This is a genomic window from Serratia sp. CY55921, from assembly GCF_052167655.1.
In the GTDB taxonomy this organism is placed as follows: Bacteria; Pseudomonadota; Gammaproteobacteria; order Enterobacterales; family Enterobacteriaceae; genus Serratia; species Serratia ureilytica.
On sequence record NZ_JBJNMU010000001.1, the window covers coordinates 1,835,227 to 1,860,295 of the forward strand.

At 58.4% G+C, this 25,069-nt stretch carries 27 protein-coding genes and 3 tRNA genes; 12 read left to right on the plus strand and 18 right to left on the minus strand.

The genetic code is table 11. The annotated features are described in order from the left end of the window. The first annotated feature begins 14 nt into the window (after nucleotides 1-14). The 3 genes from ACJ8M3_RS08935 to ACJ8M3_RS08945 all read left to right on the plus strand — a co-directional run bounded on the left by ACJ8M3_RS08935 (nucleotide 15) and on the right by ACJ8M3_RS08945 (nucleotide 2,309). Entirely contained in the window at nucleotides 15-1,640 is a 1,626-nt protein-coding gene (locus ACJ8M3_RS08935) for a GMC family oxidoreductase (RefSeq protein ID WP_089196912.1), read from the plus strand. A gap of 129 nt (nucleotides 1,641-1,769) precedes the next feature. Then, on the plus strand, nucleotides 1,770-1,937 hold the full coding sequence (locus ACJ8M3_RS08940) for a hypothetical protein (protein WP_154219868.1): 168 nt from the start codon (nucleotides 1,770-1,772) through the stop codon (nucleotides 1,935-1,937). A 102-nt stretch (nucleotides 1,938-2,039) separates the two neighbouring features. Next, nucleotides 2,040-2,309, plus strand: coding sequence for a hypothetical protein (locus tag ACJ8M3_RS08945; protein WP_033642645.1), 270 nt, complete (start codon nucleotides 2,040-2,042; stop codon nucleotides 2,307-2,309). 56 nt (nucleotides 2,310-2,365) lie between these two features. Here ACJ8M3_RS08945 and ACJ8M3_RS08950 read toward each other — a convergent pair whose 3' ends face one another. The 3 genes from ACJ8M3_RS08950 to ACJ8M3_RS08960 all read right to left on the minus strand — a co-directional run bounded on the left by ACJ8M3_RS08950 (nucleotide 2,366) and on the right by ACJ8M3_RS08960 (nucleotide 3,759). Further along, nucleotides 2,366-2,917: a hypothetical protein gene (locus ACJ8M3_RS08950; protein ID WP_060659680.1), complete on the minus strand. Its 552-nt coding sequence runs from the start codon at nucleotides 2,915-2,917 to the stop codon at nucleotides 2,366-2,368. Beyond that, nucleotides 2,883-3,164, minus strand: a complete 282-nt coding sequence (locus tag ACJ8M3_RS08955; RefSeq protein WP_033642643.1) for a hypothetical protein — start codon at nucleotides 3,162-3,164, stop codon at nucleotides 2,883-2,885. The genes ACJ8M3_RS08950 and ACJ8M3_RS08955 overlap by 35 nt, the downstream gene beginning before the upstream one ends. 142 nt (nucleotides 3,165-3,306) lie before the next feature. Further along, the gene (locus tag ACJ8M3_RS08960; RefSeq protein ID WP_033642642.1) at nucleotides 3,307-3,759 is read right to left on the minus strand and encodes a PaaI family thioesterase; all 453 of its coding nucleotides are present in this window, start codon (nucleotides 3,757-3,759) and stop codon (nucleotides 3,307-3,309) included. A gap of 237 nt (nucleotides 3,760-3,996) precedes the next feature. Between ACJ8M3_RS08960 and ACJ8M3_RS08965 the strand changes: the two genes are divergently transcribed. Continuing rightward, nucleotides 3,997-5,337 carry an anaerobic C4-dicarboxylate transporter gene (locus ACJ8M3_RS08965; protein ID WP_033642641.1) on the plus strand — a complete coding sequence of 447 codons (1,341 nt, stop codon included), beginning with the start codon at nucleotides 3,997-3,999 and terminating at the stop codon, nucleotides 5,335-5,337. 164 nt (nucleotides 5,338-5,501) lie between these two features. Here the strand turns inward: ACJ8M3_RS08965 and ACJ8M3_RS08970 are convergent. The 7 genes from ACJ8M3_RS08970 to uvrY all read right to left on the minus strand — a co-directional run bounded on the left by ACJ8M3_RS08970 (nucleotide 5,502) and on the right by uvrY (nucleotide 10,141). Further along, nucleotides 5,502-5,587 (minus strand) — tRNA-Leu (locus ACJ8M3_RS08970). Between the two features lie 10 nt (nucleotides 5,588-5,597). Continuing rightward, nucleotides 5,598-5,671: transfer RNA gene (locus tag ACJ8M3_RS08975), tRNA-Cys, on the minus strand. A gap of 351 nt (nucleotides 5,672-6,022) precedes the next feature. Next, on the minus strand, nucleotides 6,023-6,475 hold the full coding sequence (locus ACJ8M3_RS08980; protein ID WP_089196872.1) for a hypothetical protein: 453 nt from the start codon (nucleotides 6,473-6,475) through the stop codon (nucleotides 6,023-6,025). A 358-nt stretch (nucleotides 6,476-6,833) separates the two neighbouring features. Beyond that, nucleotides 6,834-6,909, minus strand: a tRNA-Gly gene (locus tag ACJ8M3_RS08985). A 143-nt stretch (nucleotides 6,910-7,052) separates the two neighbouring features. Next, nucleotides 7,053-7,601 carry a CDP-diacylglycerol--glycerol-3-phosphate 3-phosphatidyltransferase gene (pgsA, locus tag ACJ8M3_RS08990; protein WP_033642639.1) on the minus strand — a complete coding sequence of 183 codons (549 nt, stop codon included), beginning with the start codon at nucleotides 7,599-7,601 and terminating at the stop codon, nucleotides 7,053-7,055. Between the two features lie 58 nt (nucleotides 7,602-7,659). After that, entirely contained in the window at nucleotides 7,660-9,492 is a 1,833-nt protein-coding gene (uvrC, locus tag ACJ8M3_RS08995) for an excinuclease ABC subunit UvrC (RefSeq protein ID WP_074446875.1), read from the minus strand. Beyond that, complete coding sequence (gene uvrY / locus ACJ8M3_RS09000; protein WP_004927947.1) at nucleotides 9,485-10,141, minus strand: UvrY/SirA/GacA family response regulator transcription factor; 657 nt, start codon at nucleotides 10,139-10,141, stop codon at nucleotides 9,485-9,487. Before uvrY ends, uvrC begins: the two co-directional genes overlap by 8 nt. Before the next feature lie 694 nt (nucleotides 10,142-10,835). Between uvrY and ACJ8M3_RS09005 the strand changes: the two genes are divergently transcribed. Next, nucleotides 10,836-11,060, plus strand: coding sequence for a DUF2594 family protein (locus ACJ8M3_RS09005; protein ID WP_004927950.1), 225 nt, complete (start codon nucleotides 10,836-10,838; stop codon nucleotides 11,058-11,060). A 122-nt stretch (nucleotides 11,061-11,182) separates the two neighbouring features. Beyond that, the gene (locus tag ACJ8M3_RS09010; protein WP_033642637.1) at nucleotides 11,183-11,524 is read left to right on the plus strand and encodes a GlpM family protein; all 342 of its coding nucleotides are present in this window, start codon (nucleotides 11,183-11,185) and stop codon (nucleotides 11,522-11,524) included. A 17-nt stretch (nucleotides 11,525-11,541) separates the two neighbouring features. Here ACJ8M3_RS09010 and ACJ8M3_RS09015 read toward each other — a convergent pair whose 3' ends face one another. Both ACJ8M3_RS09015 and ACJ8M3_RS09020 read right to left on the minus strand, forming a co-directional pair. Then, nucleotides 11,542-11,973 (minus strand): hypothetical protein, encoded by a 432-nt coding sequence (locus tag ACJ8M3_RS09015; protein WP_033642636.1) that lies wholly within the window; start codon nucleotides 11,971-11,973, stop codon nucleotides 11,542-11,544. Nucleotides 11,974-12,147: 174 nt separating this feature from the next. After that, nucleotides 12,148-12,462: a hypothetical protein gene (locus ACJ8M3_RS09020; protein ID WP_033642635.1), complete on the minus strand. Its 315-nt coding sequence runs from the start codon at nucleotides 12,460-12,462 to the stop codon at nucleotides 12,148-12,150. Nucleotides 12,463-13,004: 542 nt separating this feature from the next. On the opposite strand from ACJ8M3_RS09020, the gene ACJ8M3_RS09025 reads away from it, so the two are divergent. Further along, nucleotides 13,005-13,364, plus strand: coding sequence for a hypothetical protein (locus tag ACJ8M3_RS09025; RefSeq protein ID WP_033642634.1), 360 nt, complete (start codon nucleotides 13,005-13,007; stop codon nucleotides 13,362-13,364). A gap of 47 nt (nucleotides 13,365-13,411) precedes the next feature. Here the strand turns inward: ACJ8M3_RS09025 and ACJ8M3_RS09030 are convergent, their stop codons facing one another. Genes ACJ8M3_RS09030 through ACJ8M3_RS09045 form a run of 4 tightly spaced genes read right to left on the minus strand, consistent with a single transcriptional unit; the run spans nucleotide 13,412 to nucleotide 17,001 of the window. Further along, nucleotides 13,412-14,680 (minus strand): NAD(P)/FAD-dependent oxidoreductase, encoded by a 1,269-nt coding sequence (locus ACJ8M3_RS09030; RefSeq protein WP_089196871.1) that lies wholly within the window; start codon nucleotides 14,678-14,680, stop codon nucleotides 13,412-13,414. After that, entirely contained in the window at nucleotides 14,673-14,933 is a 261-nt protein-coding gene (locus ACJ8M3_RS09035) for a (2Fe-2S)-binding protein (protein ID WP_033642632.1), read from the minus strand. The genes ACJ8M3_RS09030 and ACJ8M3_RS09035 overlap by 8 nt, the downstream gene beginning before the upstream one ends. Beyond that, on the minus strand, nucleotides 14,930-16,054 hold the full coding sequence (locus ACJ8M3_RS09040; RefSeq protein WP_033642631.1) for an NAD(P)/FAD-dependent oxidoreductase: 1,125 nt from the start codon (nucleotides 16,052-16,054) through the stop codon (nucleotides 14,930-14,932). The genes ACJ8M3_RS09035 and ACJ8M3_RS09040 overlap by 4 nt, the downstream gene beginning before the upstream one ends. Next, on the minus strand, nucleotides 16,054-17,001 hold the full coding sequence (locus tag ACJ8M3_RS09045) for a 4-hydroxyproline epimerase (RefSeq protein ID WP_033642630.1): 948 nt from the start codon (nucleotides 16,999-17,001) through the stop codon (nucleotides 16,054-16,056). Before ACJ8M3_RS09045 ends, ACJ8M3_RS09040 begins: the two co-directional genes overlap by 1 nt. Nucleotides 17,002-17,388: 387 nt before the next feature. Between ACJ8M3_RS09045 and ACJ8M3_RS09050 the strand changes: the two genes are divergently transcribed. The 5 genes from ACJ8M3_RS09050 (at nucleotide 17,389) to ACJ8M3_RS09070 (ending at nucleotide 23,684) form a co-directional block, all read left to right on the plus strand. Then, nucleotides 17,389-18,243 carry an AraC family transcriptional regulator gene (locus tag ACJ8M3_RS09050; protein ID WP_060659683.1) on the plus strand — a complete coding sequence of 285 codons (855 nt, stop codon included), beginning with the start codon at nucleotides 17,389-17,391 and terminating at the stop codon, nucleotides 18,241-18,243. 207 nt (nucleotides 18,244-18,450) lie between these two features. Next, a complete protein-coding gene (locus tag ACJ8M3_RS09055; RefSeq protein WP_033650710.1) occupies nucleotides 18,451-19,371 on the plus strand; it encodes a dihydrodipicolinate synthase family protein in 921 nt (306 codons plus the stop codon). Nucleotides 19,372-19,425: 54 nt separating this feature from the next. After that, a complete protein-coding gene (locus ACJ8M3_RS09060; protein ID WP_442514648.1) occupies nucleotides 19,426-21,042 on the plus strand; it encodes an aldehyde dehydrogenase (NADP(+)) in 1,617 nt (538 codons plus the stop codon). Nucleotides 21,043-21,086: 44 nt separating this feature from the next. Further along, nucleotides 21,087-22,652: an APC family permease gene (locus ACJ8M3_RS09065; RefSeq protein ID WP_047024916.1), complete on the plus strand. Its 1,566-nt coding sequence runs from the start codon at nucleotides 21,087-21,089 to the stop codon at nucleotides 22,650-22,652. Nucleotides 22,653-22,670: 18 nt separating this feature from the next. Next, nucleotides 22,671-23,684, plus strand: coding sequence for an Ldh family oxidoreductase (locus tag ACJ8M3_RS09070; RefSeq protein ID WP_089196869.1), 1,014 nt, complete (start codon nucleotides 22,671-22,673; stop codon nucleotides 23,682-23,684). A 46-nt stretch (nucleotides 23,685-23,730) separates the two neighbouring features. On the opposite strand, the gene ACJ8M3_RS09075 is transcribed toward ACJ8M3_RS09070, so the two are convergent. Both ACJ8M3_RS09075 and ACJ8M3_RS09080 read right to left on the minus strand, forming a co-directional pair. Then, nucleotides 23,731-24,411 (minus strand): hypothetical protein, encoded by a 681-nt coding sequence (locus ACJ8M3_RS09075; RefSeq protein ID WP_033642624.1) that lies wholly within the window; start codon nucleotides 24,409-24,411, stop codon nucleotides 23,731-23,733. A 177-nt stretch (nucleotides 24,412-24,588) separates the two neighbouring features. Next, nucleotides 24,589-25,017, minus strand: coding sequence for a universal stress protein (locus tag ACJ8M3_RS09080; protein WP_033642623.1), 429 nt, complete (start codon nucleotides 25,015-25,017; stop codon nucleotides 24,589-24,591). Nucleotides 25,018-25,069: the final 52 nt, after the last annotated feature.

Below are 25,069 nucleotides of genomic sequence, written 5' to 3' on the forward strand. Positions count from 1 at the left end.
CTGGAGACTACGCCATGAAAGACCTGTCACGCCGTCAGCTGATATCCCAAACGCTGGCCGTTTCAGCCGCCGCCACGCTCAGCGCTTGCGCATCGAGTTCCGCGTCGGCGGCGCAAACACAACCGGCCCAACGCGCCAGCGAGCCATCCACCTTCGACGTGATCATCGTCGGCGGCGGTTCCGCCGGCGCGGTGATGGCGGCTCGCCTCAGCGAAAACCCAACGCGCCGGGTCCTGCTGATAGAGGCCGGACACAGTTACGCGCCCTACGATTATCCGCGCCTCATCGCGGACAGCGACGTGCTCGGCGCCAATGGCGACCCGGAATTCGAATGGGGATACCGGACAGAACCCGGCTATGTCAGCCACGCGATCGGCGCCATCCGCGGTAAAGTCCTGGGCGGCAGTTCAGGCGTCAACGGCGCCGTGGCGATCCGCGCCCGCCCGGAAGATTTCAAACGCTGGGATCTGCCGGGATGGCGCTATCAGGATCTGCTGCCCTCCTTCAAAAAACTGGAGACTCGTCATGGCCTGCACGACCGCGCAATCCATGGCGATAGCGGTCCTTTCCCCGTCGTGCAACTCACATTGGATGACATCACGCCAATGCAACGCGCTTTCGTCGCCGCCACGCGCGCCAACGGCTATGACGCCATCGACGATTTTGACGGCCCTTCAGCGAATGGCGTCGGCCCCTACCCGATGAATATCGTCAACGGTGTGCGCGTTAACACCGGCATGGCCTATCTGGATGAGAAAACGCGCGCCAGAGACAATCTCATCCTGCGTGCCGATACGCTGGTCGACCGCGTGATATTTGACGGGCAGCGCGCGATCGGCGTTCGCCTGGCCAGTGGCGAAGAAATCCATGCCGCTGAAGTGATCCTGAGCGCCGGAACCTACGGCAGCGCCGCCGTTTTGATGCGATCCGGCATTGCGCCTGCGCAACAGTCGAAGCGTCTGGGGATCCCCGTCATCGCCGATTTGCCCGTCGGTGAAAACCTGGTCGATCACCCCTTTTATTACAATGCCTACGCAGCCCGCCCCGACGTCATCGGCAGCCAATCGCCGGTTATCGGCGCCAAGCTGTGGACCCGCAGCAGCCGAGCGGAACCGGAGGAGCTCGATCTGCACATTACCGCGACGCATCTGTTCCCACATGACCAAAGCCCCACCGGCGTCGGTTTTGTCCTGGCGGTGGCGCTGACTCGGCCGCAATCCACCGGACGCATCTGGCTGGAAAGCCGCGATCCGATGGCAGCCCCTCACATTGACCTTAACTTCCTGGCGCAAGAGAGTGACCGTGTTCGCTTGCTGGAGGGGGTTAAACTGGCGCGAAAAATAGGGCAAACCGCTCCGCTGTCTACGCTTATCCACAGCGAGCTTGCGCCTGCCGCAGACAGCGACGAGGCCATTCTGGCCTCGATGGCGGCGACGTTGGATACCTATCATCACCCGACCTCCTCCGCGCCAATGGGGAATGCCGGCGACCCGAAGGCGGTCGTTGACCTTCAGGGCCGCGTGCACGGCGTGCACGGGCTTCGGGTTGTCGACGCATCCATTTTCCCCGACGTGCCCTCCGTCGCCACTAATGTGACGACGATCGCCACCGCCGAGCATATCGCCCGCCACTATGCCTGATCGTTTGGCGGCAAGATAGGCTGTTGAAACCCGGCCGGTCACCCTGATGGCCGGCCTTCGCCATTCCACAGCGGCACAATCGAAATAACGGCGGCACATTTTATCCTGCCGGAAAACGGTGTTACCCTTGTGGCACCGTCACCTCTGCAAAACATTCTCATGGGCAAAATGGATCTTCCCGTCATCATCGGCATCCTGGTTATGCTAACTCTGTGGCTCGGCGCGCTCTTCAACATCGGCGATCTCAGCCTCACCATTTCGCGTCTGTTTCACTGGTTCGAAAGCCAGCGTGGATAATCTGGATTCGCGATAACGCAGGCGGCGAGCAAACATCGGCTATGATTGATAGACGTTACGTCATTTTCCGAGACTGTCGCTCGCGATAAAGAGGACCGCATCATGACCGACTATGTGTTCTACAATCAGATCCTGACCCGACTGGCCGCTAATCATCCCGGCACGCTGGATGAGAAAACTTACGAATTGTGGAAGCAGGACGCCACCAGCCCGCACGCCTTCGCGGATCCCTTCGCCTATCTCAAAACCAAGGGGCTGATACAGGCCTACGTGATGAGCGACATCGACGAGAACAACTATGATATCGATCCGCACCAAACGCGGATCACCGCCGCCGGTCTCGACTTCATCCGCAGCGGCGGGTTCAAATAAGACGCAAAAAACCGCCCAACGGCGGTTTTTTTACCCTAAAAAGCGTCCGGACCGTTTCAGGCGGGGAAAGGCCGATAAAAAATACGCAGCACTTCACTGTCGCCCTGGCGTAGAAAACCGCCTTCCGGCTGCCAGCGCAGATCGCGCGCCAGATTGAGATTCTCCCAGCCGACCGCGCCTCCCACGCCGATGCAAAGATTTTTATTGCCTGCGGCAAATCCCGCGCCGGTGCCGATCATGGCATGCAGCAATCGGGGCGAGGCCGCGTCGCGCATGGAGAATATCCCGATAAAACATCCCTGCGGGGCGCGCAGCATATCCGCCATGGTGCGGATCTCGGTATCGTCAGGGCTGACAAAATGTCTGTACTGCTTATCGAACACCGTCAGCCACAGTTGCTTGTATTTCGCCTTACTGAGCGCGCCGGAACGGTGGGCGCACAGCACCACCGCATCCCAACACATCTCCCCGCTGAGCGAAAGATACTCTTCCGTATTCTCCTGCGGCTTATCGGCATAATGCCGCGCAAATTCAGCGGCATTCAGATGCGGCGGCACGGCCTGTTTGGCGACGTCACTCTTGTAGCGCTTGAAATTCAACCAATGCATGGGAAGTCTCCTCTTCACCCGATAGATTAATAAATCCGCAGCCGTGAATAAGACGAGCCATCAAATCCAGCGCGTCGTCGGCAACGGCGGTGTCGTCGTCGTTCAGCCCCTGTTCCACCGCCCGCTCAATGGCGCTCATCACCGACGTCGCGCTGGTTTCTTCCCCTTGCGCTACCACGTCCAATACGGCTCTGCCGATCGCCAGACAAAGCTCATGATCAAACTCAACCTCTTTATACGGCTGCATACTCACCCCGATAAATTTTTACCCAAGAATACTAGACCACAATGACGCATCGCGCCTGCGGCCGTATCGCGGCGATCGGTGCAGCCGACAGAGAAATGCATCAGGCCCCGGATGGAAGAACCGGGGCCTGATAAATGGCAGGTTATTGTGGCGGCTGTTCGGTAGAGCGAATGATAAAGCAAGTGGCGGTTGCCGAAGCCAGCAATTTTCCTTCCGCCGTTTTGAGCGTGCCTTCCGCGAAAGCGACGTTTTTCGACGCATAGACCAGACGCCCCTCGGCGATCAGATCAATCTCCTTCGGCACCGGGCGCAACATTTTCACCTGCAGATCGACGGTGCCATAACCCGTCCCTGCGCCCAGCGTACTGTGCACCGCGCAACCGGTCACCGAGTCCAAAACCGTGGCGGCGAAGCCGCCATGAACGCCGCCCAGCGGGTTAAGATGGCGTTCGTCGGCCCGCGCCACGATGCGGATATATCCCTCTTCAACCGCGGCCGGTTTCATGGGCACCGTTTCAGCGATCGAAGCCGGTGGAATTTTGCCGGCCATCGCTGCCTGTAATAACGCCAGCCCCGTCATTTTTGTCGGATCCATAACTCTCTCCTCTGGTGGTAAATCCGTCATATAGGAGAGGTCTGACCTCTTGGCTTGCTTTTTCGTGCTGATACCGCTTTCCGCCCGCTCTCTATGTTCTTTGAATGTGACCGACATCACTCTTTAAGGTTAATAACCACAATTTATTAATGCCTTTAGATTTAAAACAACTTTCTGCTGTAAACGCCGCCGGAAACTGAACGTAGTTAAGTTCAACATTATTAAGGCGTATCTATCATGGATTTCTTTCTGCAATTAGCGGTGATATTGGCATGCCTGCTGTATGGGGCGCGTAAAGGCGGCATTGCGCTGGGGTTGCTGGGCGGTATCGGTTTGATGATTCTGGTGTTCGGCTTTCACCTGCAGCCCGGCAAACCGCCGGTAGACGTGATGCTGGTGATCATCGCGGTGGTGGCGGCCTCCGCCACCCTGCAGGCCTCAGGCGGGTTGGACGTCATGCTCCAGATCGCCGAGCGGATGCTGCGGCGCAACCCGCGATATGTCTCGATCATCGCGCCGTTCGTCACCTGCATTCTCACTATCCTGTGCGGCACCGGCCATGTGGTGTACACCATCTTGCCGATCATCTATGACGTGGCGATCAAAAATAACATCCGCCCGGAACGGCCGATGGCAGCCAGCTCGATCGGCGCGCAGATGGGCATTATCGCCAGCCCGGTCTCGGTGGCTGTCGTTTCACTGGTGGCGATGCTCAGCAGCTACACCTTCAATGGCCGCCATCTGGAATTCCTCGATCTGCTGTCGATCACCATTCCTTCCACCCTGTGCGGCATTCTGGCGATCGGTATCTTCAGTTGGTTCCGCGGCAAAGACCTGGACAAAGATCCCGAGTTTCAGAAATTCATCTCGGTGCCGGAGAACCATCGCTACGTCTATGGCGACGCCGCCACCCTGCTGGATCGGGTATTGCCACGCAGCAACTGGATCGCCATGTGGATTTTCCTCGCCACGATCGCCCTGGTGGCGGTGCTGGGGGCTTTTTCCGACCTGCGGCCCAGCTTCGGTGGCAAGCCACTTTCCATGGTTCTGGTGATCCAGATGTGCATGCTGATGGCCGGGGCGCTGATCGTCATCATTACCCGCACCAACCCGGCGTCTATCTCTAAAAACGAGGTGTTCCGTTCCGGCATGATTGCCATCGTGGCGGTGTATGGCGTCGCCTGGATGGCGGAAACCATGTTCGGCGCGCACCTGACGCAGATAGAAGCCACGCTGGGCGTGCTGGTGAAAGAGTACCCCTGGGCCTATGCGCTGATCCTGCTGCTGGTGTCGAAATTCGTCAATTCGCAGGCCGCCGCGCTGGCGGCGCTGGTGCCGGTGGCGCTGGCGATCGGCGTCAACCCGGCCTATATCGTCGCTTCGGCGCCGGCCTGCTACGGTTATTATATTTTACCGACCTACCCCAGCGATTTGGCGGCAATTCAGTTCGACCGCTCCGGCACCACCCGCATCGGCCGCTTCGTGATCAATCACAGCTTCATTCTACCGGGCCTGATCGGCGTCAGCGTCTCCTGCGTCTTCGGCTGGATCCTCGCCGCGGCGTTCGGTTTCTTATGATCTGTAGTGTGGAGCCCTGCGGGGCTCCCTGCAGGCAGGGTGGCGGCATGACAAGAAAGGAAAAAAATGCAGGCGTAATGCGAATTTCAGACACAAAAAAACCGCCTCTCGGCGGTCTACGACATTACTACTTATTGCTTTGATTATTCGGTATTTTCGTTCCCTGGTACCCGGGGCGGGACTTGAACCCGCACAGCCATAAGCCGAGGGATTTTAAATCCCTTGTGTCTACCGATTTCACCACCCGGGCTCGGGAAAATTGGAGGCGCGTTCCGGAGTCGAACCGGACTGGACGGATTTGCAATCCGCTACATAACCGCTTTGTTAACGCGCCTTTATTCTGTTTTGCCTTTTCAGGCCAAAGCCGGTGAATCACCCACTTCGTTTTGTTCTTCGGGATTGCGATGATAAAATCGCTTATCCTAATCATCTGATTCTTAAGTAATTTATTTCGTTACTGCCGAATCGATGGACTGCATTATGGACTAAACCCCCCACCTTGGCAACCCCCCGAAATAGCAAAAAGTTCTCTAACGCTTTCAACTGCTTATTTTGTGGGCGCACTGTTCACAATGCCAACGAAAAGGCAAGCGGAATGTTGATATTATATGCATCGGCTCAGGAATTCACGGGCAAAACGGTTCTTTTTCTCGACAGGAATAGCTCTCCCCGGCTTTTCGCTTGCTTATGGCGAAGGGCTATCGTGCAAAACCTCATCGGTCGGGGCATCACGCAATCTTCGACGCCACCATAAAAACCCGGCGAACATTCCCGGTAAGACCGCGATCGCGCCAAAAATACGCTGATCGGCATTCAGCAAACCGGGAGCAATGGCGGAAACCACCGCACACAACAGCAGAAACCACCGCAATTGGCGAATGCCTAAATGGGCGATACCGGCAATAGCCCCCGCCAAACATGCCGGCAAAAAACCGAGCGCATAAGAAAAAATGCCGATAAACCCCGCCATGCCCAGCAAGTCGCCGGCATCGAGAAGACTTATTCCCACCCACTCACCGCTGCCGAACGCCATCAGCAGAAACATGAGCACGCCCCCCAACGGCGGGGCGACCAGGCCGAAGAACAGCGCACATCCCGCCGCCGTTCTTATCAGATGCTTTAAAGCACCAGATTCCATACATCCTCCTATGCCCGGTTTCAAAAGACCGACCTACCGCTTCACTTTGCCGATAACCCAGCGATTTGACGAGGCGACAGCGATGCATGGCTGTGCCTGAGTGCTCAGATGGCGTCATACGCCGCATTATTTTCTTCTTGCATGGCGAACCGCCGGACGTAACAAATTATTGTTGCACCGTTTAACGGCTGCATCCAACAGTATGACAACGACAGGAAAGATACGTGAGAAGAGTCAATAATCGATATGGGAAGATGAAGAAAGGTGTCGCCGAATGGCGCAGAAGCAGAAAACGAAAAAGGGGCCGAAGCCCCTTTTCCTTACCTGCCGAATCGCGGGGATTCAACAGGCTAATGTTTGGAGCGGGAAACGAGGCTCGAACTCGCGACCTCAACCTTGGCAAGGTTGCGCTCTACCAACTGAGCTATTCCCGCATTACCAGAACTGACTGATTTCTTTGCTATCTTTTGCAATTCATCGTTGTCGTCTGATGCGATGCATTCTACTTACCTGACGTGATGAGTCAATAAAATTGTTGGCCCATCACGATCGTTTGCCGCTTTTTGCAGCGTATCGATCACGGTTCCAGCAAATCGTTACGCGCCGCGTTCAAATATTGGAACATCGACCAGAAAGTCAGCACCGCCGCAATATACAGCAAGCCGATCGCCACATATTCCACAGAGCGATCCGGGCGCCACAGCAAGCCCACCAGCGACATCATCTGCGCCATGGTCTTCACTTTGCCGATCCAGGACACCGCCACGCTGCTGCGTTTGCCAATTTCCGCCATCCACTCGCGCAGCGACGAAATGATGATTTCGCGGGCGATCATGGTGGCCGCCGGCAGCGTGATCCACCAGCTGTGGTAGTGCTCCGCCACCAGCACCAGCGCTACCGCCACCATCACTTTGTCCGCGACCGGATCCAAAAACGCCCCGAAGCGCGTCGTTTGTTTCCAGCGGCGCGCCAGGAAACCGTCAAACCAGTCGGTGACAGCGGCAAACACAAAGATAACGGCGCAAACCATCGGAGCCCAGCTGAACGGCAGGTAAAACGCCAGCACAAAGAATGGGATCAGAACTACGCGAAACAGGGTAAGCCAAGTCGGTATATTCAATTGCATAATGCTACGGTAACTATCTGGCTAAAGTGGAAATTAAGAGTATGTTGCTACATTGCCCTCAGTGTTTCAATGCATTGTAGATCTTTTCTGCCAATGCTTGTGAAATACCCGGCACTTTTGCAATTTCCTCCACGCTGGCGTTCAACAAAGGTTGCAGTCCGCCCATATACTTCAACAGCACCTGGCGCCGTTTCGGCCCTACGCCCTCAATCAGTTCCAGTGCGCTGGTATTTCTGACTTTCGCCCTTCTCTGCCGGTGACCGGTAATCGCATGATTATGTGAATCATCGCGGATGTGTTGGATCACATGCAGCGCCGGCGAATCCGGTGGCAACGAAATCCCTTCGCCTTCCGGCACGAAGAACAACGTTTCTAACCCGGCCTTGCGATCGGCGCCTTTGGCGATGCCGATCAGCAACGGTTTATTCTTGTCCCAGGTGACGTTCAGCGAGTTGAACACGTCGATCGCCATGCCGAGCTGCCCTTTGCCGCCGTCGATGAAAATGACATCCGGGATTTTTTTCTCTTCCAGCGCTTTGCCGTAACGGCGTTTCAGCACCTGCGTCATCGCCGCGTAGTCATCGCCGGGGGTGATGCCGCTAATATTGTAGCGCCGATACTCCGAACGCACCGGGCCGTTTCCGTCGAACACCACGCACGAAGCTACGGTCTGTTCGCCCATGGTATGGCTGATATCGAAGCACTCCATACGATTGATTTCCGCCAGATTCAGCACCTTGGCCAATTCCGCCAGCCGCTGATGGATCGTCGACTGTTGCGAAAGCTTGGTGGTCAACGCCGTTGCCGCGTTGGTACGGGCCAGCTTCAGATAACGGGCGCGGTCGCCGCGCGGCTTACTTTGAATTTGGATCTTGCGCCCCGCCAACTCGGAGAGCGATTCTGCGAGCAGGTCCTTTTCCGGCAAGCTGAAATCCAACAGGATCTCGCCGGGCAGCGTGCGCGCCTGGCTGCCCTGCAGGTAAAACTGGCCGACGAAAGTCTGCACCACTTCGCTCATATCCGTACCGCCCGGCACCTTAGGGAAATAGCTGCGGCTGCCCAACACCTTGCCCTGACGGATGAACAGCACGTGCAGGCATGCCATACCGGCGTCGAACGCCACGCCGATGACATCCAGATCGTCACTGTCGCCCGAGACGAACTGCCGCTCGGTAACGCGGCGCACGGCCTGAATTTGATCGCGTATGCGCGCCGCCTCTTCGAAATTGAGCAGCTTGCTGGCTTCTTCCATGCGGGCAATCAGCTGGTGCAACACCTGTTGATCTTTGCCCGAAAGAAACAGCCGCACATAGTCCACCTGTTGCCGGTACTCTTCTTCACTCACCAGGCCGGCGACGCAAGGGCCCAGACAGCGGCCGATCTGATACTGCAGACACGGGCGCGAGCGGTTGCGATACACGCTGTTTTCGCACTGGCGGATCGGGAACAGCTTCTGCAGCAGCGCCAGCGTTTCGCGCACGGCGTAAGAGTTGGGAAAAGGACCGAAATATTCGCCCTTGGCGTGTTTGGCGCCGCGATGCACCGCTAAACGGGGATGGGTATCGGCGCTGAGAAAAATCAGCGGATAAGATTTATCGTCTCGCAAAAGAACATTATATCGCGGTTGGTACAATTTAATGTAGTTATGTTCCAACAACAGCGCTTCTGTTTCGGAATGGGTAACCGTTACGTCTATTTGCGCGATATTTTTAACCAGCGTTTCGGTTTTACGGCTGCTGACCTGCTGCCGAAAATAGCTGGCGAGACGTTTTTTCAGGTCTTTGGCTTTACCGACGTAGATCACCGTGCCAGTGGCGTCATACATACGATAGACGCCAGGTTGGCTGGTGACGGTACTCAGGAAAGCTTTGGCATCAAAACGGTCATTCACTGCTTAACAACGTCTCCGCATTGAACAATCCATGTCGGATGGCCAGGTGGGTCAGTTCGACGTCGCCGCTGATATTCAATTTGCTGAACATACGGTAACGGTAACTGTTCACCGTTTTCGGGCTGAGACTCAGTTGCTCCGAGATCTCATTCACTTTTTTGCCTTTGGTGATCATCAACATGATCTGCAGCTCGCGCTCAGACAGGCAGCTGAACGGCGTTTCGGCCTGCGGCTCCAGCTGGCTCAGAGCCATTTGCTGGGCGATGTCAGACGCGATGTAGCGCTGCCCCGCATGCACGGAACGCAAGGCGTTAATCACTTCCTGCGGCGCGGCGCCCTTGCTCAGGTAGCCGGCGGCACCCGCCTGCATCACCTTCGCGGGCAAGGGATTTTCGGTATGGATAGTCAGCATGATGACTTTGACGTCGGGTGCATAACGCACAATCTTGCGCGTGGCTTCCAGCCCGCCAATGCCCGGCATATTCATGTCCATCAGCACGATATCGACAGCGTTGCCACGGCACCATTTTACGGCGTCTTCACCGCACTGGGCCTCACCGACAACTTTTATACCTTTGATATCTTCAAGAATGCGTCGTATCCCTGCGCGCACCAGTTCGTGGTCATCAACAAGAAGAACGCTAATCAAGGAAAATTCTCCAAAAAAAGGGAGTAACGCAATCAGCCTCTGTTTTCGCCAGAGATATTACTTGTTTTTCAGACAAGAATGAACACAGATTAATACATACTTCCGAATAACTTTGCGGAGCATAGCTGATTTTTCAATTTTAGCCGTCTATGCCGCCGATAAATCGTCACGTCGGAAAAGATCGAGCGACGAAAATAATTTCGTCGCGCTGCGTCAGACACAGGATAGCGCGACAATCATGCCGCGAGGGAGAAATCTGTGTAAGCAATCACGACATGAATAATATTAACACGGCTGTTGGCTGTTTGTAATCATTTGATATTTAAAGCCGCGGCCAACGCGAGCCTGACAGCCGGCGTACAAAACTATTATTACCGACCAACGCCGGCAAAATCAGTGCCACCCGCCCCTAATAATTATAATAACCCCGATTGTTCAACAATAACGAGCCGGGCAAATACTTGTTAACCGCCTCGAAATAACTGGCCGACAATGGATGACCCGGACGTGCAATGAGCAAACTTCACCCACCAGCGCCGCCAGAGCAAGCCCGGTGCAGATGGCTGACGCATGCTATGCTATACTCCGCGCCCAGTTAAATTCGCCGCCGTGCGTGGGCAACTTGCCTATAGTCCGCGCGCGGTGCGCTAAAGCAGCTTGTATCAGGCTACGGCCTCAAAAATCAGGAGAGAAAATGAGCAACGTTGATTTCACTACGTCTGCAAACCCGGAGATCTTGGCGACCGAGGTTGCCTGCCTCAAAGCCACGCTGACGCTGATCCTGAAGTCGATCGGCCAGGCCGATGCCGGGAAAGTCATCATCAACATGGAACGTTTCATCGCCCAGATTGAAGATCCGACTCAGGCGGAAATCTTCAAGAACAGCATTCAGCAAATCAAGCACGCTTACCGCCAGTAAACGTTGCCGCTCAGACCCGCGATTCATGCGGGTCTGTTTTTCCCCGCACTACGCAATACGCCATTGATTCTGCTCAGGCTTTCGGGCAGTGTGTTGGCTTTCCCCCGACACCCGAGACCGTTATGGGCATCTTTGTCAAAGCGCTGATAGGCGCGCTGGTCGTGGTTCTGATCGGCCTGCTGGCCAAAACGCGCAACTATTATATCGCCGGTTTAGTCCCGCTCTTCCCCACTTTCGCTTTGATTGCGCATTATGTTGTCGGCAGCGAACGTTCAATAGCGGCGCTGAAAACGACGCTGATTTTCGGCATGTGGGCGGTGTTGCCCTATCTGGTGTATTTGATTTCGCTGTATTTCCTGATTAACAGTCTGCGGCTGTCGTTAGCGCTGGGGGCGGCGGTACTGTGCTGGATTGCGGCGGCGTGGCTATTAATTACGCTGTGGGGATGGTGGCAAGGGCGTTAACGCCCTTGCCTGGGCGGTTACGGCCGCCCAGCCTGCAAAACGAAGCCTCGCTGCCGATCGCCGGCGATCCGCAGATAGCGGCTTTCACCGGCGCGCAGCGTCATCGGCACGCTGCCGCTGGTATCTCGCCAAATACACAGAGAGTTCTCTATCATATCTTGCCCGATGCTCACCGAAGTATTGCCCGGCGGCACGCGAAACTCCGCTTTTTCTTTCGCGCCCAGCGAAGCGGCGAACTCCCCATTCACATAAACGCCGGTGCGGCAGCTACCCGCCAGCATTCCACTGTCGCGCACCACCACCACCGTGGCGTATGGCGTATCCGGGATATTCTGATAAAGCATCAGACGGCTTGGGGGCGGTAATTCAGCCTGTTGCGGTGGTACGGCTTGGGTCGCACATCCCGTCAACAGTGCAGAGGCGAACAACAACGCGGCGTAATGCTTCATCCTTGGCTCCTGAAAAAAATAATGCTTATCGTAACAAGAGAATAGCTGCTGTCAGTAGTCCTCATGTCGCAGAGACGAAAAAATCGGATAACTTCCCACTCATCGCCCAGCGCGTCTTTCCGGATAAGAAGATTCTGTATTAAAGACCTTGAAATAAAGGCGATTTTTACAAATTTAAAACTTTACCATGCCACGTTGGATATCTGCCGCAAACGCGTCACTGACGTAGCTGAAGCCATCCGGCGTGACGTAAACCCGGGTATGACCGGTCTCTGACAGCACTGCCACCATATATCCCAGACTGAGCATTTCATGCGAAGGAACATTCATCGGCGTTAGAAATCCGCGTCCGCGGCACCACTGATAAAAGCGAGTTCGCCCATATCCCAACACGGTGCCAACATCGGAAAGGTGCTTAAAATTATCATAATCCCCTGATGGTGAAGGCAAACCGCCATGGCTTTCAGGCGTTTTCTTTATCCCAGACAAAATAAACTCCTTTTTTGAACCTGTCGCTAACGGTTATCCCTCATCTGAGCTGAATTTAAAAAATCCAAATTTAAAATGCAAATGAATTCCCTGTAACTAAAAAGTATTTAATGGAAGAATTCCGAAAATAAAGGCACAATAAAAAAACAGAAATAAAAAAATAGAGCATTAATACCGTGCATTAAAACTTGGCCATGGGTAAATATCTTAATTCAAAATTCCATTTAAACAGGATAAGAAAATACTTAGCTTGCATACTGTTCTTCCCTCTCATAACGCTGAGATAATGACCAGGCCATGCAGCAAAAAGAGAAAAGATATAAAATCGCTCTGCCCACACACTCTCATCGTCAGATCTGCCCCTTGTAAGCCTCTCCCCTATCGCCGACGGCGCATTTCAGGGTGCCGTTGCCTCAATCACACCTAAACAATAACCATTATCATTTCCAATTGTGTCGTCAGTTGATTACACTTTTTCGCATCGCTGGTTGGGAAGATTCCTAGTCAGTGATCACCTGGATAGAGGAAGAGTTAGGGACACCATGAAGAATTACCGTTGTTTGATTGTTTTGCCGTTATTGATGATGACTGCCTGTACCCAATGGGAAAGACCCGGCGCAGTTGAGAGCACCCGAAATGCCGAATATGCCGAATGCCGCAGTCGGGGCTACGATCGCTTCCCGCCAGACGTCGTGCGGGACGTAGAGTTCAGCTACGAAAACAAATACATCCCTTGCGAGAAGAATAAGAAAGATTGTCCATCGGGATATCGCTATGACAAAGAGCCGTCGATCAAAACGGTACAGACCGATCGCAATCAGTCAGCCCGAAACGCCACCATCGAGGCTTGTATGTACGGCAAGGGCTGGCGAGAGAAAACCTACTATTGGCCGCAGTGGTGATACAGCGAAATCGATTTGGACTGAAACGCCACTGCCGCGATGCCCCATCAATTATCGTCGTCGCTGCAATGCCTTCCCAGAGCAACCAGCGTTTCCGTCCGCACCGGCGTTAAAGGGGCGCGTGGCGGCGGCAAAGGCCACCCCAACAGGTGCCGCGCCGCCGTCGCGCAAACCTTGCCCTGACAGGCTCCCATACCACAGCGGCTGCTCAGCTTGGCCGTGTTCCAGTCCGGTTGATGGCACACCTGTTCCAGCGTGACGTCTTCGCAGCGGCACAGCAGCGTCTGCGGTTTGGCCAGATAACTCATGCGTTCATCAAGCGCAAAAGCGGCCGCTGTCGACGTGGCGAAACGCCGCCATCGCCGCCGCTGCGCCGTCAGGGATTCGGCTTTTGCCTTTTGCCCGGTGGCGGCATAACCGGCGATGGCGCCGGTGGTGAGCGCCAGTTCACTGCCGCCGATACCGGTACACTCTCCGGCGGCATAAATTTGCGCCTGGCTGGTTTGCTGCCAATAATCCACCGCGACGGCGTCGTGTGCGATCCGGCATCCCAGCAGCATCGCCAGTTCAATATTCGCCACCAAACCGAAGCCGCAGGCCAGCCTGTCGCAGGCCACCGTACTTTCCCGCCCGCCGTTGCCGACGCGCACTGACGTCAAGCGCTCTTGCCCCAATGCCGCCAATACTCGGCTATCGGCACGGTAATGAGGCTGAATCAGAGAAAACGACTGACGCAGCTTGGACGGCCAACGCCACAGGCCGCCGGCGAATGCCGCCAATCGCCGCAGAGCCGCCTGTTCCGCTACCAGCACGACCTCGCCACCGGCCTGTTTCACACTTTTCGCCACCGCCAACAGCAACGGACCGCTGCCGGCTATCACCACCCGCTCACCGCGGATCGCCAGCCCCTGCTTGATTTGCGCCTGTAGACCACCGGCGCCGCTCACTCCCGGCAACGTCCAGCCAGGAAACGGCAGCAGCAGCTCACGGGCGCCATTGCATAGAATCAGCTTTTGATAGCGAATCACGCCGCAGCCTTCGGCGTCTTCATACGCCAATCGGTTAGCGCCACACTGCGCCACCAGCTTGCAGCCGGAGTGCAGCACAATATTTTCCCGCGCCGCCATCGCCTGCCGATATCGTCTCGCCGCTTCAGGCAAAGCCACCTGCGGCCCATCACGCCAGATTTGCCCACCGGGGTGCGGATTATCGTCGATCACCCGTATCTGCCCCTCGTTTTCCGCCGCCGCCAGCGCTGCCGCCATGCCGGCCGGCCCGGCGCCGACGATCAGCACCTCGCAATCGAAGTCACTCATCATCGCTCCTCTCAATCCGCATGCCGGATTGGCACAACGTCTGGCACGCCAGGCGGCGCAGACCGTTAATGGTTACCCGGCACTCCTGACAAACGCCCATGCCGCAAAATGGTGCGCGCGGCTGGCGTGAAATCGACAACCGGCAATGATCCCCGCCGCACAAACTGAGCGCCGCGGCAACGCTGATGCCAACCGGCACCCGGTAGGGTTTGCCATCGATGCTCAACGCGAGCGTGTTTTGCCTCTCTTTCATACGGACAACTCCTCGGCGGCAAACGCCCGCGCCGCCAAATACGGGGAATCATCAATCTCCGGCGCCTGCCGGCCGATCTGCGCAGCAAGCAGCGCGGCGCTGCCGAGGGCGGTCGTGACGCCCAGCCCCTCGTGCCCCAACGCCAACCACAACCAGGTATGCCGCGGATGTGCGCCCAACAGCGGCAATCCATCGGCAGAGGCGGCGCGCAGCCCGGTCCAACAGCGAATGATGTTCAGCTGCGCCAGTGTGGGCAAGAAATGCTGCGCGCGCATGAGCATCGCCGCCAGCAGCGGCATATCCAATGACGAATCGACGGAATCGAACTGGCGGGAAGAACCGATCAGCCATTGCCCGGTGGGCCGCGCCTGCACATTGAACGCCACGGAAGCGCCGTCGCTGGCATGCGCGCTGGCGCCATACCCCAGCTCCACCAACTGATGCCGCACCCGCGGCGGATAACGATCGGTGATCGCCAGGTGGCCCTTCTTGGCACGCAGCAACGGCTGCGATAACAAATCATTGGCCCGCAGGCCGCAGGCCAAGACGACCACCGGCGCCGCCAGCTCTCTGCCGTCCGCCAACCGCACAGCCGCCTCGTCCAGCGCGATCGCTTCACCCTGCACCACATCGATCGCCACGCCAGCGTCGGCCAACAGCCAACGCGCCGCCTGCGGCGCATACAAAATGCCGTCGCCCGGCACCCGCAGCCCACCAGCGAGCCCCTGCCGCAGCATCGGCTCCATGGCGGCAACCTGCTCCGCCGTCAGCAGTTCCGCCGCCACGCCCTGCTCCGCCAGCCGCGCCCGCTTTTGTTCGGCGATGGCCATTTCATTCGCTTGCTCCGCCAACCACAGCGTTCCGCAGCCGCGCCAGGCGCAGGCTTGCGGCATCCGGCCCGTCACTTCACGCCATAACCGCAGCGAATAAGCGCTCAACGCCAGCTCGGCCGGGTTGTCGTCCATGCATACCAGGTGCCCCATGCCGGCGGCGGTGGCGCCAGCGCGACAGTCGTCCACCACCGAGACGCGGTACCCCTCCCTCGCCAACCGCCAGGCGCAGGCGGCGCCGATGATGCCGGCACCCACCACGATGGCATCAACTCCCCGTCCGCCGCCCATCAGCGTATGCCCCAGACAAAAGGATCGCGTTCGTCGAGCAACAGTTGGCTATCGGCGCATACATAAGCCTGCCCACGAATAAAGGGGGTGATGCGCTCGCCGTTCCAGCGGTAATAAGCCTGGAATTCGCTGCCGATAACGCTGGCCTGGCGCCAGTGCATATCGGGCGCCAGTTTGCCGTCCGCCGCCAGACACGCCAGCTTGGCGCTGGTGCCGGTGCCGCACGGCGATCGATCGTAGGCTTTGCCGGGGCACAGCACGAAGCTGCGGCTGTCGGCCTGCGGATCGTCACCGAACAGCTCGATATGGTCGATCGCCCCGCCGTCTTCGCCACGAATGCCCGCCTGTTCAAGCGCCTGCCGGACCGCCCAGGTGAACGCGGTCAGCGCCTCCAGATTGTGTTTATCGATGGTCAACGGCGACTCGCCGATGAGAAAAAACCAGTTTCCCCCCCAGGCAATGTCCCCCGTCACCGGGCCGTAACCGGCCACCTCAACTCGCACCTGGTGGCGATAACGATAAGCCGCCACGTTCTCTACGGTAACGCTGCCGTCATCATGCAGCGTGGCGTTCACCGGGCCGACCGGGGTCTCGATCAGATGACGCCCGGCGCGGATGCGCCCGAGATGCGCCAACGAAGCAATCAGCCCGATAGTGCCGTGGCCGCACATGCCCAGATAGCCGGTGTTGTTGAAAAAGATCACCCCGGCGGTAGCCTGCGGCGAACAAGGCCGACACAGCAACGCCCCCACCAACACGTCATTGCCGCGGGGTTCGAGCATCACCGCGCAGCGCCAATCGTCATAATGTTGCGCGAAATGCGCCCGCCGTTCCGCCATGCTGCCTTCGCCAAGGTCGGGGAAGCCTTCGACGATCAGCCGGGTCGGCTCCCCGCCGGTATGAGAATCAATCGCCCGCAAAGCGGTGATATGCGCAGAAAGTGCCATCGGCGTCTCCAGGGTTAATGAGATGTTACCAATGACGTTAGCCTGAACGAATGCGCGCATGACGGCTTGATGCGTTTCGGCGTGGCGAATGAAGAAATCAGCACAATGACGACAGGCTAGCCTGGCCCATCACGGGCATACGTTTAACGCAACCATAACAATAACTTATTTATCATGACGTTACTTTCATGCTAAACCACCGCGTAGCGAGAAATGCCGCAGTTTTCAAGCAACCGGCGCGCGCCGTCCGGCAAAAGTATGCGGCGATCCGCATATTTGGTAGCCAGCCGGAAATAGCGCTTGATTCGTTACAAAAAAGTTAATATTGATGCGAAAGCGCCAACCTGGCCGCCTGTTTTTCCGGCTAACGACCGAAAAGGGACTGCTATGCGATCCATTTCAGACCATCAACATCAGATTTCTCTCTCGCCGCCTGCCCTGGTGGAGCTGCCGGATCAGGAGGACGTTTTCGCCGTCGAACATTTGTCGCGCCTGTGCGACGGGCTGGCGCAGCAGCGTCCGAACAACCTGCGCGATCTGCTCAATACGCTGGCGCTGATCGCGCCGTTGCTGAACGCGATTCCCAATGTGGTGTTCTTTATCAAAGACGCCCAGGCGCGCTACCTGTTGGCCAACCTGACGCTGGCCAGGCGCTGCGGTTTCAAGACCGTCGCGCCGCTGCTGGGCAAGACGTCCGCCGACGTTTTCCCCGCGCAGCTCGGATCAGGCTACACCGAGCAAGATCTGCGGGTATTGCGCCACGGCGTGCTGATCCAGGATCAGCTGGAAATGCACCTGTACAACGGCCGTGAAACCGGCTGGTGCCTGACGCAAAAGCTGGCGCTGTACGACGCGCAGGGAAAAATCATCGGAATGGCGGGCATTTCACACGATCTGCAAGAGGCCAAAGCCAATCATCCGGCTTACCAACGGCTGGCCGCGATCGACGTATACATCCGCCGCCACTACGCCCGGCCGATCGCGCTCGAGGAGCTGACGGCGTTGACCGGGTTGTCGGTGGCGCAGATAGAACGCTACTGCAAACGTATCTTCCACCTCACTCCGCGCCAGATGATCCACAAAGTGCGGCTGGAAAAGGCCACGGAACTGCTGGCGGGCGATCTGCCGATCACCGACATCGCGCTGCAGTGCGGCTATACCGATCACAGCGCCTTCAGCCGTCAGTTCAAAGCGATGACCGGTTCCACACCGCGCGATTTCCGCCTGACGCTTTCCGCTTAATTCGCTGATTTACCGCATTAAAAGCATTCTTTATGGCGCACCGGCGCCCGATTTCTGCATGCCCGCTTTCCGGCGCCATTGTGCCAATTTCGTCGCAGCAATCGGCGAAAAGCGTCAAGCCTCCCTGTGCAATACCGGTCAATCTGTCGGTGAGCCTCACCAAAGATTCACTTTTTATTAACACTTTCGGACGACAGGACAAACACGATGAGCCATAAAACCCTAAGCTGGAGCGGCGTATTCCCGGCGGTGACGACCCAGTTCCGCAACGATTTTTCTCTGGACCTCGACGCCACGCATACGGTGATCAAAAACCTGGTGCGTGACGGCGTCTCCGGCCTGGTCGTCTGCGGCACCGTCGGTGAAAACACCTCGATGACGGTACAGGAAAAGCTGGCGGTGATCGAAGTGGCTAGGGACGCCGCCGACGGCCAAGTGCCGGTGATCGCCGGCATCGCCGAATTCACCACCGCCTTCGCGCAAAACATGGCGCGTGAAGCGCAAAAGGCCGGCGTCGACGGCATTATGGTGATGCCGGCGCTGGTCTACTCCGCCAAGCCGCACGAAACCGCCGCGCACTTTCGCAGCGTCGCCGGCGCTACCGATCTGCCGATCATGGTCTACAACAACCCTCCCATTTACAAAAATGACGTCACGCCCGACATCCTGACCTCACTGGTCGACTGCGAGAACATCGTGTGTTTCAAAGACTCGTCGGGCGACACCCGCCGCTTTATCGATCTGCGCAACGAAGTCGGCGACCGCTTCGTACTGTTCGCCGGGTTGGATGATGTGGTGCTGGAGAGCATCGCCGTCGGCGCGCAAGGCTGGATCTCCGGCATGTCCAACGCTTTCCCGCGCGAAGGGGAAACCCTGTTCCGTCTGGCGAAGGAAAAACGCTATGAGGAAGCGCTGGCGCTGTATAGCTGGTTCATGCCGCTGCTGCATCTCGATGCCCGCCCCGATCTGGTGCAATGCATCAAGCTGTGCGAACAGCGGGTCGGCCGCGGCAGCGCCGTCACTCGCCCGCCGCGTCTGGCGCTGCAGGGGGAAACGCTCTCCGAAATCAACGCCGTGATCGATAAAGCGCTGGCCACTCGTCCCGCGCTGCCGAACGTCGGCCTGTAACGCCTTCACCGCCCGGCCACGCCGGGCGTCGCACTTTCTCTACCGGGGGGACCCATGCCCAACGCTCGCGATGCCGCCATCAGCGGCCAACAATTTATCGGCGGCCAGCGCCGTGCTACGGGAGAAGCGGCGCTGCCCAGCCTGCGCGCCGACGACGGTCAGCCGACCGGCTACCGCTTCCACCAGGCTACGGCGGCAGAAACCGCCGCCGCCGCCGAAGCCGCCGCGGCGGCCTTTGATCCCTATTCGCAATGCAGCGCCGAACAACGCGCGAGTTTTCTCGACGCCATCGCCGAGGAACTGGACGCGTTGGATGAGACCTTCTTCGCCTTCGCCATGCAGGAAACCGCTCTGCCGCCAGCGCGGTTAAGCGGCGAACGCGCCAGAACCAGCGGCCAGATGCGGCTGTTCGCCACGCTGCTGCGACGCGGCGACGTCGAGGGCGTGCGCATCGACTGCGCGTTGCCGCAGCGTTCTCCTCTGCCGCGTCCCGATCTGCGTCAATATCGCACGGCGCTCGGTCCGGTGGCGGTGTTCGGCGCCAGCAACTTTCCGCTGGCGTTTTCCACCGCGGGCGGTGATACCGCCGCCGCGCTCGCCGCCGGCTGCCCGGTCGTGTTCAAGGCACACAGCGGCCATATGATCACCGCCGAGCTGACCGCTCAGGCGATCGAGCGCGCAAGGGAACGTATGGGCATGCCCACCGGCATCTTCAACATGATCTTCGGCAACCGTGTAGGAGCCGAGCTGGTGCAGCATCCGGCGATTCAGGCCGTGGGGTTTACCGGCTCACTGCAAGGCGGCCGGGCGCTGTTCGATCTGGCCGCGCAGCGTCCCCAGCCGATCCCGGTCTTCGCCGAGATGTCGAGCATTAACCCGGTCGTGATCCTGCCACAGGCGTTGGCTCGGCGCGGGCAGCACATCGCGCAGGAACTGGTCTCCTCCTTCACGCTCGGCTGTGGCCAGTTTTGCACCAAGCCCGGCGTGATCGTCGCGCTGCGCGGCGTCGCCTTCGAACGGTTGGCCGCGACGATGAGCGCATTGGTCGACGCCGCCCCCCCACAGCCGATGCTGAATGCCGGCACGCTCGAACACTACCGGCGCGGGCTGGCCGCGCTCGATGCCCATCCGCACATACGGCATCTGGCGGGGGAGCGCGAGATTCTGCCTCACCGGGCAGCGGCGCAGCTTTATCAGGCGGAGGAAACATTGCTGCTGCAGGCCGATCCGCTGCTGCAAACAGAGGTCTTCGGCCCGGCCAGCGTGCTGGTGGCGGTAGATAACGAAGCGCAGCTGCATGCGGCGCTGGCGGCGTTGCAAGGCCAGCTGACCGTCACGCTGCTGGCGGAGGACGGCGATCTCGATATGGCCGCCGGGCTGACGGCATTGCTGACGCGCAAAGCCGGCCGGGTGCTGTTCAACGGGTATCCAACCGGGGTAGAGGTGTGCGACGCCATGGTGCACGGAGGCCCTTACCCGGCGACCAGCGACGCACGCGGCACCTCGGTAGGCACGCTGGCCATCGAGCGTTTCCTGCGGCCGGTCTGCCTGCAAAACACCCCAGCGGCGCTGCTGCCGCCGCCGCTGCAGGACGCCAACCCGCTCAACCTGCTGCGGCTGGTGAACGGCGTTTACACCCGAGATCCCATAGTTTCACCTGCTCAACATTAGCCCGGCCGCATCTGCCTGCCACTCAATAACAAAAGGGTAATACCATGACAACCCAAGGCAAATTCAAGAAGCAGCTTACGCTCACCGATCTGACGTTCATCGGTCTGGGCGCCATATTCGGCTCAGGCTGGCTGTTCGCCGCCAGCCATGTCTCCTCCATCGCCGGCCCCGCCGGCATCTATTCCTGGCTGATCGGCGGCCTGGCGGTGCTGCTGCTGGGCATCGTCTACTGCGAGCTGGGCGCCGCCCTGCCGCGCGCCGGCGGCATCATTCGCTATCCGGTGTTCTCGCACGGCGAATTGATGGGCTATCTGCTGGGGTTTATCACGCTGATCGCCTTCTCCAGCCTGATCGCTATCGAGGTCGTCGCCGCCCGTCAGTACGCCGCCGCCTGGTTCCCGCTCCTCAGCCAGCCGGGTTCCGGCGATCCGACAGCGCTCGGCTGGCTGGTGCAGTTGGCGCTGCTGTGCTTTTTCTTCGCGCTCAACTACTACAGCGTCAAAACCTTCGCCAAATCCAATAATCTCATCAGCGTGCTGAAGTTTCTGGTGCCGCTGTTGGTGATCGTGGTGCTGTTCAGCTTTTTCAAACCGGAAAACCTGCACAGCCAGGGCTTTGCCCCCTTCGGCTCCGCCGGGGTTGAAGCCGCCATTTCCGCCGGCGGCATCATCTTCGCCTACCTCGGCCTGACGCCGATCATTTCGGTCGCCAGCGAGGTGCAAAAACCGCAGCGCACCATTCCCATCGCGCTGATCCTGTCGGTAGTGCTGTCCACCATCATCTATGTGCTGCTGCAGATAGCGTTTCTCGGCAGTATCCCCAGCGAGATGCTGAGCGGCGGCTGGGCCGGCATCAGCCAACAGTTTTCCCTGCCTTTCCGCGATATCGCCATCACGCTCGGCATGGGATGGCTGGCGTTTCTGGTGGTCAGCGACGCGATCGTTTCGCCCAGCGGCACCGGCAACATCTACATGAACGCCACGCCTCGCGTGATCTACGGGTGGGCGCGCGCCGGCACCTTCTTCAAACTGTTCACCCGGGTGGATGGTGAATCCGGTATCCCGCGCCCGGCGTTGTGGCTGACCTTCGCCCTCTCGGTCTTCTGGACGCTGCCGTTCCCATCGTGGGAAAAGCTGATCGGCGTGGTGTCCGCCGCGCTGGTGCTGAGTTACGCCATCGCCCCGGTCACCGCCGCCGGGCTGCGGCGCAATGCGCCCGATATGCCGCGTCCGTTCCGGGTGCGCGGTTTCTGCGTGCTCGGCCCGCTGTCATTTATCATTTCGGCGCTAATCGTCTTCTGGTCCGGCTGGGACACCGTCTCCTGGCTGCTCGGCTTGCAGATACTGATGTTCTTCATCTACACCCTGTTCAAGAATCAGGTGCCGACCCACGCCGTTAGCCTCAGGCAGCAAATTTGGTCCTCGCTGTGGCTAATCGTCTTCTATGCGCTGACGATCGCGCTTTCCTACCTCAGCAGTTTCGGCGGCATCGGCGCTATTGCTCATCCGTGGGACACCCTCACCATGGCGGTGATTGCGCTGGCGATTTACTACTGGGGCGCCTATACCTGTTTACCCCAGGCCAATTTTATCGGCGATGAAGAAGAATGACCCAGGGAGGACATCGAAATGACAACCATGCACGTTTTGTCGCTGGAACACGCTTATCAACTGGCGCTACGCGCACTGCGCTGCAACGGCTTCAATCAGGCGCATGCCGAGACAGTGGCGCAAAATGTCATTCAGGGCGAGCGCGACGGCTGTGCTTCGCACGGGTTGTACCGGCTGTTGGGCTGCGTCCGCTCATTACGGGCGGGCAAAGTCTCTGCCGATGCGAAACCCAGGCTCTTCGACCAGGCGCCGGCCATCTTGCGCGCCGATGCCGGCGGCGCCTTTTCCCTGCTCGCCTACCGCACCGCTCTGCCGGCCTTTATCGATAAGGTGCGCGCCAACGGCATCGCCGCCCTGGCGATCAACCGCTGCGTGCATTTCTCCGCGCTGTGGGCCGACATCGAACCGCTGACCGAACAGGGTTTAGTGGCCTTAGCCTGCACGCCCAGCCACGCCTGGGTGACGCCGGCCGGCGGTTCACGCCCGCTATTCGGCACCAATCCCATCGCCTTCGGCTGGCCGCGCCCGGCTCGGCCGCCGTTTTTGTTCGACATGGCCACCAGCGCGGCGGCGCGCGGCGAAATCGAATTGCATCGCCGCGCCGGCACCCCGCTGCCGGAAGGCTGGGGCATTGATAAGGCAGGCAACCCCTCCACCGACGCCGCCAGCGTGTTGGAGGGCGCGATGCTGACTTTCGGCGGCCATAAAGGCTCGGCGCTGGCGGCCATGGTTGAATTGTTGGCTGGGCCGCTGATCGGCGACATGACCAGCAAAGAATCGCTGGCCTATGACGACGGCACGGGTTCATCGCCCTACGGCGGTGAACTGATCATCGCGTTCGATCCCGAGCGTTTTCTCGGCGCGGATAAGGAGCGGTATTTCGCCAGCGCGGAGGCGATGTTTGCCGACATGCAAGCGCAAGGCGCACGCATTCCCGGCGAGCGGCGCTATCGGCAACGACGCCACAGCGAACAATACGGCGTGGAAATCCCCAGGACGCTGTATAACGAGATAGCGGCGCTGTGCGATTAGCGCCGAATTGATGCCCCCGCGCCGCCAATCCGGCGCGGGGCGAAGTTTAGCCTGCCTGAGCCAAGTCGCTGTGCAGGCGCTTGCGCCACACGGGTTTGCTGTCCCATTGGGCGAAATGTTTCGCCTCTTTACCAGGTTGCACTTTGTGCCACATGCCCTCTTGCCACCGGATCGGTTCCTTTCCGCGCAACGTTGGGCGGGTCTGTTTAATCGTTCGTTGCAAGACGCTCGCTTCTTCCGCAGTAATGTTCGGCGCCTGTCTGGCGGCGTCCAGCGCGCGGCTTCCCAGCGGTGCCATCACCTGATACAACACTTTGACCTGCTGTAGCGTCGCTTGCTGATTCGTGCTCATGCCTTTGCCGGACCAGTCGTCGAAATTTTCACCGGGATCGTCACCCTGCGCGCGATATTCGTTACCCGGCCCCTCGACGATATTCCAGCCTTGCCAGGTCACCAGGGTATGTAACCCATCGCGATCCTGCAGATTTTCATTCTTGATCTGTTTGAGCACCTCGGCGCGGTTAGGCACACCGATCAGATTCATAAACTCGTCGAGCGCGTTCCAGTGCTCGCCAGCCACCAGACCATTCCAGACATTGCGTAAACAGTTCCAGGGGATGGTGTGATGCCAGGTCAGCGTGATAAGCGGTTTGGTTGGCGTATGTTGCCAATGGCTCGGTTCACTGCCTCGATCGCCTCTGATGATCCCATCGACTTCTAATGGCATGGCTGCCCCTCTTCTGGCTGAAATAAAGAATATGCGCAAGGCCGCTGGCCCGGTCGGCATAAAAAACGTCAGCTAAAATCGTAGCAGCTCAGGCTGAGATGGCAATAAAGCAGCCTGCGTTCTGCGGCCGACCGGCGACCGCAGAACGCGCATGAAAACGGCGGGCTTAAAGGAGGATTATCGAACCACCATCACCGATATATTGGCATGGCGAACGATGGCGGCGGCGTTGGAGCCCAACAGATAAGTTTTCACGCTCGGGCGACGCGAACCGATGATGATCAGATCGGCGTCGATCTCTTCCGCCAGTTCCAGCGCCTGATCGCGCGCAGAGCCAAAGCTGACGGTGTAATTGAGGCGATCTAACGGCAGATCGATTTCCGACATGATTTTCTTCAGCTTCTCCACCGCCTTCACTTCCGCCTGATTCTCAAACTCCTTGAGACCGAACGAATAGGCAGTAACAAAAGCCGAGGCATCCGGCAGCGCATGGAAAAAATGCACTTTAGCGCCGGACATCTTCGCCAAATATTCCACATGCTTCAGCGCATGCTCGGTCAACAGATCCTCTTCAATATCTATCGGCACTAAAATAGTCTTGTACATATCACATCCTTTCTATGTAAACCGGGTGCCTACAGAGTACTGCCGCGCACGG

Coding starts and splice junctions, on each gene's coding strand:
- ACJ8M3_RS09035 (WP_033642632.1), bottom strand. CDS start 14,933: ATGAAAGAGAGGCAAAACACGCTCGCGTTGAGCATCGATGGCAAACCC.
- pgsA (WP_033642639.1), bottom strand. CDS start 7,601: ATGCAATTGAATATACCGACTTGGCTTACCCTGTTTCGCGTAGTTCTG.
- ACJ8M3_RS09030 (WP_089196871.1), bottom strand. CDS start 14,680: ATGAGTGACTTCGATTGCGAGGTGCTGATCGTCGGCGCCGGGCCGGCC.
- ACJ8M3_RS08965 (WP_033642641.1), top strand. CDS start 3,997: ATGGATTTCTTTCTGCAATTAGCGGTGATATTGGCATGCCTGCTGTAT.
- ACJ8M3_RS09065 (WP_047024916.1), top strand. CDS start 21,087: ATGACAACCCAAGGCAAATTCAAGAAGCAGCTTACGCTCACCGATCTG.
- ACJ8M3_RS09010 (WP_033642637.1), top strand. CDS start 11,183: ATGGGCATCTTTGTCAAAGCGCTGATAGGCGCGCTGGTCGTGGTTCTG.
- ACJ8M3_RS09045 (WP_033642630.1), bottom strand. CDS start 17,001: ATGGCACTTTCTGCGCATATCACCGCTTTGCGGGCGATTGATTCTCAT.
- ACJ8M3_RS09015 (WP_033642636.1), bottom strand. CDS start 11,973: ATGAAGCATTACGCCGCGTTGTTGTTCGCCTCTGCACTGTTGACGGGA.
- ACJ8M3_RS09070 (WP_089196869.1), top strand. CDS start 22,671: ATGACAACCATGCACGTTTTGTCGCTGGAACACGCTTATCAACTGGCG.
- ACJ8M3_RS09075 (WP_033642624.1), bottom strand. CDS start 24,411: ATGCCATTAGAAGTCGATGGGATCATCAGAGGCGATCGAGGCAGTGAA.
- ACJ8M3_RS08950 (WP_060659680.1), bottom strand. CDS start 2,917: ATGCATTGGTTGAATTTCAAGCGCTACAAGAGTGACGTCGCCAAACAG.
- ACJ8M3_RS08935 (WP_089196912.1), top strand. CDS start 15: ATGAAAGACCTGTCACGCCGTCAGCTGATATCCCAAACGCTGGCCGTT.
- ACJ8M3_RS09055 (WP_033650710.1), top strand. CDS start 18,451: ATGAGCCATAAAACCCTAAGCTGGAGCGGCGTATTCCCGGCGGTGACG.
- ACJ8M3_RS09060 (WP_442514648.1), top strand. CDS start 19,426: ATGCCCAACGCTCGCGATGCCGCCATCAGCGGCCAACAATTTATCGGC.
- ACJ8M3_RS09025 (WP_033642634.1), top strand. CDS start 13,005: ATGAAGAATTACCGTTGTTTGATTGTTTTGCCGTTATTGATGATGACT.
- ACJ8M3_RS09050 (WP_060659683.1), top strand. CDS start 17,389: ATGCGATCCATTTCAGACCATCAACATCAGATTTCTCTCTCGCCGCCT.
- ACJ8M3_RS09005 (WP_004927950.1), top strand. CDS start 10,836: ATGAGCAACGTTGATTTCACTACGTCTGCAAACCCGGAGATCTTGGCG.
- ACJ8M3_RS08960 (WP_033642642.1), bottom strand. CDS start 3,759: ATGGATCCGACAAAAATGACGGGGCTGGCGTTATTACAGGCAGCGATG.
- ACJ8M3_RS08955 (WP_033642643.1), bottom strand. CDS start 3,164: ATGCAGCCGTATAAAGAGGTTGAGTTTGATCATGAGCTTTGTCTGGCG.
- ACJ8M3_RS08980 (WP_089196872.1), bottom strand. CDS start 6,475: ATGGAATCTGGTGCTTTAAAGCATCTGATAAGAACGGCGGCGGGATGT.
- ACJ8M3_RS09040 (WP_033642631.1), bottom strand. CDS start 16,054: ATGGGCGGCGGACGGGGAGTTGATGCCATCGTGGTGGGTGCCGGCATC.
- ACJ8M3_RS08945 (WP_033642645.1), top strand. CDS start 2,040: ATGACCGACTATGTGTTCTACAATCAGATCCTGACCCGACTGGCCGCT.
- ACJ8M3_RS09080 (WP_033642623.1), bottom strand. CDS start 25,017: ATGTACAAGACTATTTTAGTGCCGATAGATATTGAAGAGGATCTGTTG.